Here is an 8220-nt window from a genome sequence, read left to right on the forward strand (position 1 = left end):
TGATAATAGACTTTGGCATGGTTCTATAGGCAATTAGTGGCATACCTGCGACTTTAACAATAGGCAGATAAGCAAAGGTAAGTCCACTTCCTAGACCAAAAGCCATCGGTTCGCTAATATCTAACCCTTGGTGTTTGAAGAGTAGTGAAGCTACACCACTTTCACAGTGGGCTGAGTGTTTGTGTTTAAAATCTTTTATCATTGTACCCATTCCAATCTATCCTTAATTTTTAATATTGTAATAATCATTTTAGAATCATAGGGCAGATGATAAAAAAACTTCTCTATCGCATAAGCTCACCTTTATCCACCTCCAACTTCAAACAAACATCCTCAAAAACTTTCAAAGCAAACTCATAAAACTCTCTACTATCCTCTACGGTAGGTTTACCATAAGGAAGCAGACCCATATCTGTAGGGTATCGTGACTCAATATACAAAGAGTCCAACAGTTTAATCAACTCCAAATCATACTCTATACTCTCATCCATCATCTCTATAAGTTTTCGTAATGAATGAACTTTAGGGATTCTCTCTTTTCTATTTTCAATCATAGCCTTTAGTGACTTTTCAACAGCCTGTTGAGAATGAAAAGCAACTATATGTGTCAAGAAATCATTGCCAAGAATAGCTTCAATATTCATCAAATCAGATAGAGATGCTTTTAGCCAATCTTTTGCTAGTTTTGTTGCCATAGAACTTGACCTCTTAGTATATCATTTTTATAGAAGCTACTATTTAACTCTTTGAATTTTTGATACATCTGTTTGGTGTGAACAATCAAATCAACAGGAGTAGTTGACATAATATCATCAAGTCTATTGGCAATTTTTAGATAAATTTTACTCTTCTCTCTCCAACTTTGTGGCATAAAATCATCATTGGTTACCACATACAAATCAATATCACTATCTTGATGTGGTTTACCATAGGCATGACTACCAAATAGAACTATTCTGTCTATATTGAGAGGTTTTAGCTGTTTTATAATTTCTAATTTTATATTTTCTATGTTTGTCACTTTCTATCCTCTTTAAAAGAGTATAACATAATTTTTGTTAGAAATAATAGATTTATATTCTTAATTTCTTACCCATATGATTTCTCTTTATCTTATCTACTAATTTTACTATTGCTCTGATATTTATATTTCTATAATTATCTTGCAATATCCTCTTCACCTCTTTTTTGAGCTTCATCAACTCCACTCGGCTAACGATATTCATCTCCAACTGCTCATCTTTATGAGAGTTTACATCATAAGCCAATTTAACCAATGCTTCCTCTATCAATTCACTCTTCTCTAAAAGGCTTTCAACTTCAAGCAGAGATATTCTTTTACCAGAGATTTTAATAATTTCAGACTCTCTTCCTAAAAGCCTAAAACAACCATCCTCTATCTCTATTATATCGGTTGTAATAAATGGTTTCTCAATTTTTATCAAACCACTCTCTATCAGAAACTCCGAAATATATGGAGAGTTCACAGACAAGTGATTATCTTTTTGTGCTATATCTACACCTTGCAGAGGTCTCCACAGCTCTTCATCATTGACTTTATAAGCAATCCCCCCTGTCTCTGTTGAACCAAAGAGTTGATATATTGTACATCCTATCTTCTCATTTAAGGATTTAGCAATATCTGCGTCTAACTTTCCTGTTGAGCTTAAAAAGGTTATATGCGGATATTGCTCCTCTATCTTCAGCTTATTTAAGACTTTCAAAAATACTGGATTGGTGATACAGAGTGTCTTTTTACCCTCTGCCAACTCTATGAGTTCATGAGGCAAAAACTCCTCTTTTAAAACCACATCAACCCCCAATGCTTTTGGCAACATCACCCCTGCTAGAAAACCATAGATATGGATAAGAGGAACAGTAACGATAACGCGTTCAAAATTATAAGGGGCAAAAAGATTTTTAAGCACCTTCAACTCTTTGGTGATATTATCTCTACTTTTCAATGCTCCTGTCGGCTCACCTGTAGTTCCTGATGTAAAAAATATCGCACTTGTATTATCAGGTAACTTGTCAAAGTTTAGGCTATCTACTCTAGGTTTTATGGAGCTTATATTTTTATCATAAAGTATCGGCATCGAACCATTTTCAAAAGCTTTGTGAAGAGAGAGATATAACCTATCTTTTGTCATATCAAAATCTACTATATCTACACTATCACTATAATTTAGCTCTTTTCTCTCTCCATTTGGAGATATATATATTATTCTATCCACTGTTTTACCTTATTTGAAAACTCTTTGTCAAAAAGATAGGCGACAAAAACACCAGAGTATATAGCAGAGTCTTTACGCATTAGTGGACTATCTTCAAAAATAGTTCCTCTTAGAGTGTAGTGTCTCACAAAAGCCCCTGCCCATACCTTTTCAAACTTTTTAGAGATGCCAAACGATGTCTTGTATCCACTATAACCTGCCTCTGCTTTGTAGTGGTCTCTATCGTCTGTTACAAACCTCTCTTCTACCCCATAAATATAGTTATGATACCTGCTATCCCCCCAAACTCCACCTGTATGAAACTGATATAGATAGCCATCTTCACTCTCATACTCTATCATCGCTTTCAGTTCATAGATATAACCTCGATAGTCAATCCCCTCCAAATCTGTAGAGACAACAGCACGAATAGGCAAATCTAACTTAACAGAAAACCCACTATCCTCATAGAGACTATAGACCAGAGCAGGACCAATCTCACCAGCTAAATCTAACTCATCCATCCCCTCTCTTGCTTTTGAAGCTTTTACAGGGAGAGAACCACTCATACTTACTCTTACACTTAAACTATCTATAGAAAATATCTGCTGTTTAAGTCCATCTTTGTCAATCTTTAGATTTTTACTACGATAGTCTATATATGGATAGGGGAAAACCAAGGTGCTACTGCTATCTGAACCAAGATAATCAGGGTAGTAGAGTGTACCTACTCCAAGCCCCAAGTCTAGTTCAGAAGCAGTGTTGAAAATAGTTAATGATAATAGTATCAGTAGTTGTTTTTTCATAACTAGAGAGTAGCCCTCAACTCCTCAACCTCAATCCCTAGCACGGAAGCATAAGTAGAAGCCCTAGCATCAGACATTTTCTCAAAATTCTTCTTTTTAAAATCCCTCTTAATTGTCCACTTAAAAAAACCTGTAGTTTGAGATAGCAGTGCCAAATCCATTCGGTTATTGTACATATGATACTCCAATGGAGAGAGCAAACTTTTTTTAGCTCTACTCAAAGCCTCATCTGCCAATCGTTCAAACTCCTCTACAACCTGAGAGGTAACTATCTCCTCGGCACTCCAACCATCAGAGGCTACGGTGGTATATTGTCCATCTTCGCCCACAGCATAGACAGCCTTTCTATTACCGTCTAAGGTAGAGTTCTTCTCCTGTGGAACATCCTCTTCTCTCATATCAGACCACCTCCAACAGTGTAAGTGAACTTGAAAATCTTCCACTCTCAGGAACATAACAGAGAATTTTTTCTCCCTTTGAGAGCATACCTGTGTTGAAAAGCTCCTCAATCATAATATAGATAGAGGCTGAACCTGTATTGCCACAAGTTGTTAGGTTGCTAAACCATCTCTCTTTTGGTATTTTGATACCTGCCTCATTGAGAGCTACGAAACTTTTATCTTTGAAGTAGTTGGATGAGTAGTGAGAGAGAAACCAATCGACCTCATCTGCTACTATCCCTCGCTTCTCCATAATGCTTTTCATGCTCTTGACACCCACAGAGACCATGTTGTTGAGCAGTCGAACATCCTGTTTGACAGTAAAGATGGAGTTCTCTATCCACTTATCTTGGGTAAACTCCTTGTAGCCTTTTAGTCTGCCATCCTCTTTAATCGCACCTGCATACATACAGACCTCTAGTTCATTGGCAAAAGAGAGAATATCTATCCACTCAATTTTCAGTGAGAGTCCATCAGGATTGGGTCTATTTTGCAGAAGCATCGCACCTGCACCATCACTTAGCATCCATCTCAAAAAATCTTTTTCAAACGCAATCTCAGGTCTATTTTTGAACTCATCCTCCAAAAACTCACTCTCTTTTTCAAAATTTTTGGCATGAAGAATGGTTGAGGCGACCTCCGAACCTGTGGAGACTGCAAAAGAGGACTCTTCACTCTTGATACTCTGATAAGCATATTTTAGAGCCGTTATTCCTGAGAGGCAGATACCTGCTGTTCCCACGACCTCACAAGGTTTTGAACCCAACTCCCCATGCACCATCACTGCATGATTTGGCATAATCTGGTCAGCCATCGTTGTTCCACAAACAAGAGTCTCAATATCATCCACATCAATACCAAGATTTCTAATAGCATTTGCCGTGATTTGAGCATTATTGTATCTGATATTCTGCTCTTTATCCATCACATAATATCTCTTTTTGATGCCATTACTTCGTAGGATAATTCGTCTGGCTTTAGAGGGTTTTCCTCCTATTTTGCCCAAGACACTCTCCATCTCATCATTACTTATAGGCTCATTGGGTAAAAATTTTGCAATTTTATTAATGTAAACGCTATTCACTGTACTCCCTTAATCGTTCATCACCTCTTCCCGATGGCATCTCAAAAAATGTCCTCTCTTTGATAACATTTTTTCTATTTATAGCCCTAATGATGGGTTTTGTAAGCATTAAAATGGGTACAATGGTACAGATAGCTGTTAATAAAAATAGAAAATAGAGTCCCAATATCGGAATTCGAGCCACGGCACCTGTTTTTCCAAAGAGCTTCACCAATTTTCCCCATATCAAAAAGCTTCTATGTCCCACTTTCTCCACAGAGATGGTCTTCTCCTCAATCTTAACAGCCTCTAATCCTACCAAAAGTGGTTTTTTTTCTCTCTCCAAATCAGCACTCAACGCATCTCGCAGTGCCAAACCAAACCTAGATGCTCTTGCTATCTCTTTTTGACTAACCCCTGCTCTTGGGAATCCCCAAAAAGCACCTTTTTTTCCTGTCCACATCCATCTAGGTGTTGTGATAAAAGTAACCATGCTACTCCCTTGGTCAACTAACACCACATTATCAATCAGCGTTGCACCCAGTTTTTCTAGTCGTTTTTTGACCTTCTCCTGAGCCATAATCCACATATTTCTACAAGCAATCAGTGTAATGACTGGTCTATTTTTCAAAAGTTTTGCATATTTAGAGTTCAAAAATCCAGTTATAGGAATTGAGGGGGAGAGAAACCAGACGGTATATGCCAAGATAACCAAATCAAACTCCTCCTCTTCATCAACCTCAAACTCTCTGATTTCACAACCATCCATATAGACCGACTCAGGGAAAATGTCAAAAAATTCTAACTTATTCCATGGGAAAGGATAGGGAATCTCGGGTTCAATTTTTTGATAAACAACTTCTACTTCACTACTCTCTAAAAGAGGTTTTGTAAATGAGTTGACAACATTAGTCAACTGTCCTGTTTGCGAATAATATAAAACTAAAACTCTCTTCATCTGCTTTCCTTTTTTGTTCGGTGTTACCGAACCTACGCGTAAACCACTTTTATCTCACTGGCTACTTTGCCATCTTTAAATATCTTGACACTATAGTCACTATCTACTTTTTTAACAACTCTGTAGAGAACCAAATCATTTGGCAAAATAGGAAGCTTGAACTTGCTTCTACTAATTTTCTGTAGGTTTTTTCCCAAAAGCTCTCCCAAAATATCAATCTGCAAAAAAGCAGGTAGAAGTGGATTTGACTCAAAATGTGCCTTGAAAATAGGGTGTGTCTCATCGGTGAGTCTCACTTCCCAACTGCTCTCATCAATGACTCTAACGGTATATAACCCTTTAGTTAAGTGCTTCATCTCTCTCTCTCATAACAATACTCATCTCACCTTTAACAATAGTCCGCTCCTCTTTAGATAGTCTAAAGTTCAGCATACAAAAGCTCTCTAGTTGTGTTGAAATCCTACTCTCTACGCGATAGACACCAGAGTGAAGCAACTCAAACAGTTCAATATTTTTCATCCCTGTCAAGACACCACCATCATAATCTCTGTAGAGCGATAAGATAAAGATAACATTTTGAGCCGATGCCTCAACCACAGCAGAGAGTGTCGGAGTCTCTGTGAACTCTACTAGTGAGACAGCATGATTCTCACCCTCCACCTCTACCTTTTTTATAAAACGAACAGGTGCTTTATGAGGTAGTTTTCTATCTATCACATCCATTATATCTCCACCTCCAGCACAGGATTGCTCAACTTTTCTGCTTTATTATAAATCTCCAACATCTGCCAAAGAGAGGGGGAGACCTCACCGTATCTCTCATCTTCAATATAGATATTTGCCTCCTCTTGCGTCACCTCAACCATCAACGCAACCCCACTCTCTAGCTTGGAGACACCACAACGGTTCATCTGCTCTATAAATTTAAAATTAAAAGCATCAATATTCAGAAGAAGTATCCTATCCCCTTTGAGTGCTTTGATTGCTCCTGTTTTTAGCACACTAAGTGAAGTGTTAAAGAGGTCAGATACCGTTGTCATCTCACCCATATTTTCAGAAAGCATCGAGAGATATGAGACAGGCGTGTTGTGTACCGAGTTTTGAAAAGCTGTAGGGCTTATAAGCGTTTTGTTATAGATGGACTCTATAATATCAGCCGTGGCATTCACCTCGCCATACGCCGTACCAAAAACAATCCGTTCATGACCATAACCGACCTTGGAAGCGAGATATACAGCAATCCGTGAACTGCGTGTTAAGCGTCTGCGAAGCATCATCTTCTTGACCAATATCTTCTCTTGAAGCTCTTCACACTTGGTATCAGCCAAGACAACTGCTGAACTGATAATTTTTAGATTAACTTTCATCAGAGACCTTTTGAATAATTATAGAGACATTGTTCCCACCAAAAGCAAACGCATTGGAGAGGGCAAACTTTATCTCTATGGAGATATTCTCAATAGGAAGATTAAGCTCTTCTAACTCTTGGTTTTTTAGATTAAAATTTTGAGGTACGGTCTGATTTTTCAACACCATCGCCGAGATAATCAGCTCAATAGTCCCACACGCACCCAGCGTGTGTCCTGTGATAGACTTGGTAGAACCAACAAGAGGTCTATTAGGAAAAAGTGAAATTATCGCTCTTCCTTCTGCTCTATCATTGGCTGTTGTTCCTGTTCCATGAGCATTAATATAATCTATACTACTAGCGTCCAAATTGGCATTATCCAAAGCATTTTGCATCGCCGATTTTGCACCATTACCCTCTGGGTGAGGATGGGTGATATTGTGTGCATCGGAGCTACACCCTACGCCAACTAGCTTAATATCACTTGGCATGGAGCCTAAAAGTATCACCCCCACACCCTCAGCTACATTCATCCCTGTTCTATCTCTATCAAAAGGTGTTGCACACTCATCTGATAGAACCCCCAAAGCGTTAAATCCATTGACAGTGGTTAGACTAATCGAGTCAGCACCCACCACCAACACCTCTTCACAAGCACCAGATTCAAGTAGCTCTTTGGCAAAAACAATGGCATTGGAGCTAGATGTACAAGCAGTTGAAAATGTAATGGAGTCTTTGAAACCATATTTTTTATTAAGAGTATGTGAGATGGAGTAGATAGACTGTCGATTCAAATCAATATCAATACAAGAGCCACCACTACCTATAAACTGCTCTTCAGACCAAGCCATCCCACCAACAGAACTACCGACAAGTAAAAAAGTGTTATGAAAACTCTCTAACTCGGAGGATTTCAGAACATCCTCTACTTGCTCTAGCATTATATTCTCAAAACTATGAGGAGAATCTATCTTTCCGATAGCACTTAAGCTTCCATCTATAAGGAAATCTTTATGTTTTTTGATACCACTCTTGGAGAGAAGAAGAGACTCATAAATCTCCTCTTTGCTAACCCCTGCACAACAACTTGCACTCATGGCTTGAATATAAATCTCTTTACTTTTTAACATTGCCATTAATATAGTCTGTTAGCGTCTGAACTGTCGCGAATATATCTTTAACCTTCTCCATATTTTCAAATTTAACACCATACTCATTATCCAAAATCACAATAAGCTCTATCGCATCCACAGAGTCCAACCCTATCCCCTCATTGAACAACATATCGTTGTCATCTATCTCATCTGCTGAAATATCTTCTAAGTTTAAACCTGAAATTAATCTATTTTTTACATCTTCTGTTGTTATCATCTATATAACCTACTCTATTAA

The 8220-nt window shown here is 38.0% G+C and carries 13 protein-coding genes; all 13 read right to left on the reverse strand.

The features are described 5' to 3' along the window. The coding region (locus tag GSY74_RS06415; RefSeq protein WP_255494568.1) for a BtrH N-terminal domain-containing protein at positions 1-211 on the reverse strand (211 nt) is incomplete at its 3' end. A gap of 73 nt (positions 212-284) precedes the next feature. After that, entirely contained in the window at positions 285-695 is a 411-nt protein-coding gene (locus GSY74_RS06420; protein ID WP_164664275.1) for a HEPN domain-containing protein, read from the reverse strand. Continuing rightward, positions 680-1021: a nucleotidyltransferase domain-containing protein gene (locus GSY74_RS06425; protein ID WP_164664276.1), complete on the reverse strand. Its 342-nt coding sequence runs from the start codon at positions 1019-1021 to the stop codon at positions 680-682. Before GSY74_RS06425 ends, GSY74_RS06420 begins: the two co-directional genes overlap by 16 nt. Before the next feature lie 52 nt (positions 1022-1073). Continuing rightward, entirely contained in the window at positions 1074-2234 is a 1161-nt protein-coding gene (locus GSY74_RS06430) for an AMP-binding protein (protein WP_164664277.1), read from the reverse strand. Next, positions 2222-3019, reverse strand: a complete 798-nt coding sequence (locus GSY74_RS06435; RefSeq protein WP_164664278.1) for a MipA/OmpV family protein — start codon at positions 3017-3019, stop codon at positions 2222-2224. The genes GSY74_RS06430 and GSY74_RS06435 overlap by 13 nt, the downstream gene beginning before the upstream one ends. Positions 3020-3021: 2 nt before the next feature. Continuing rightward, the gene (locus GSY74_RS06440; RefSeq protein WP_164664279.1) at positions 3022-3417 is read right to left on the reverse strand and encodes a hypothetical protein; all 396 of its coding nucleotides are present in this window, start codon (positions 3415-3417) and stop codon (positions 3022-3024) included. A 1-nt stretch (position 3418) separates the two neighbouring features. Beyond that, positions 3419-4543, reverse strand: a complete 1125-nt coding sequence (locus GSY74_RS06445; RefSeq protein ID WP_164664280.1) for a beta-ketoacyl-ACP synthase III — start codon at positions 4541-4543, stop codon at positions 3419-3421. Next, positions 4536-5480 carry a dialkylrecorsinol condensing enzyme gene (locus GSY74_RS06450; protein ID WP_164664281.1) on the reverse strand — a complete coding sequence of 315 codons (945 nt, stop codon included), beginning with the start codon at positions 5478-5480 and terminating at the stop codon, positions 4536-4538. The genes GSY74_RS06445 and GSY74_RS06450 overlap by 8 nt, the downstream gene beginning before the upstream one ends. Before the next feature lie 32 nt (positions 5481-5512). Next, a complete protein-coding gene (locus tag GSY74_RS06455; protein ID WP_164664282.1) occupies positions 5513-5836 on the reverse strand; it encodes a hypothetical protein in 324 nt (107 codons plus the stop codon). Next, positions 5820-6203, reverse strand: coding sequence for a hypothetical protein (locus GSY74_RS06460; RefSeq protein WP_164664283.1), 384 nt, complete (start codon positions 6201-6203; stop codon positions 5820-5822). The genes GSY74_RS06455 and GSY74_RS06460 overlap by 17 nt, the downstream gene beginning before the upstream one ends. Then, entirely contained in the window at positions 6203-6847 is a 645-nt protein-coding gene (locus tag GSY74_RS06465) for a beta-ketoacyl synthase chain length factor (RefSeq protein ID WP_164664284.1), read from the reverse strand. Before GSY74_RS06465 ends, GSY74_RS06460 begins: the two co-directional genes overlap by 1 nt. Then, positions 6837-7958, reverse strand: a complete 1122-nt coding sequence (locus tag GSY74_RS06470; protein ID WP_164664285.1) for a beta-ketoacyl-[acyl-carrier-protein] synthase family protein — start codon at positions 7956-7958, stop codon at positions 6837-6839. The genes GSY74_RS06465 and GSY74_RS06470 overlap by 11 nt, the downstream gene beginning before the upstream one ends. After that, entirely contained in the window at positions 7945-8199 is a 255-nt protein-coding gene (locus GSY74_RS06475; protein ID WP_164664286.1) for a phosphopantetheine-binding protein, read from the reverse strand. The genes GSY74_RS06470 and GSY74_RS06475 overlap by 14 nt, the downstream gene beginning before the upstream one ends. Positions 8200-8220 lie beyond the last annotated feature (21 nt).

Source organism: Sulfurovum sp. bin170, from assembly GCF_010892395.1.
In the GTDB taxonomy this organism is placed as follows: Bacteria; Campylobacterota; Campylobacteria; order Campylobacterales; family Sulfurovaceae; genus UBA1140.

Excerpts from the sequence above, each read along its gene's own strand:
- GSY74_RS06470 (WP_164664285.1), bottom strand. The coding sequence starts at position 7,958 with ATGTTAAAAAGTAAAGAGATTTATATTCAAGCCATGAGTGCAAGTTGT.
- GSY74_RS06450 (WP_164664281.1), bottom strand. The coding sequence starts at position 5,480 with ATGAAGAGAGTTTTAGTTTTATATTATTCGCAAACAGGACAGTTGACT.
- GSY74_RS06455 (WP_164664282.1), bottom strand. The coding sequence starts at position 5,836 with ATGAAGCACTTAACTAAAGGGTTATATACCGTTAGAGTCATTGATGAG.
- GSY74_RS06475 (WP_164664286.1), bottom strand. The coding sequence starts at position 8,199 with ATGATAACAACAGAAGATGTAAAAAATAGATTAATTTCAGGTTTAAAC.
- GSY74_RS06460 (WP_164664283.1), bottom strand. The coding sequence starts at position 6,203 with ATGGATGTGATAGATAGAAAACTACCTCATAAAGCACCTGTTCGTTTT.
- GSY74_RS06440 (WP_164664279.1), bottom strand. The coding sequence starts at position 3,417 with ATGAGAGAAGAGGATGTTCCACAGGAGAAGAACTCTACCTTAGACGGT.
- GSY74_RS06435 (WP_164664278.1), bottom strand. The coding sequence starts at position 3,019 with ATGAAAAAACAACTACTGATACTATTATCATTAACTATTTTCAACACT.
- GSY74_RS06420 (WP_164664275.1), bottom strand. The coding sequence starts at position 695 with ATGGCAACAAAACTAGCAAAAGATTGGCTAAAAGCATCTCTATCTGAT.
- GSY74_RS06465 (WP_164664284.1), bottom strand. The coding sequence starts at position 6,847 with ATGAAAGTTAATCTAAAAATTATCAGTTCAGCAGTTGTCTTGGCTGAT.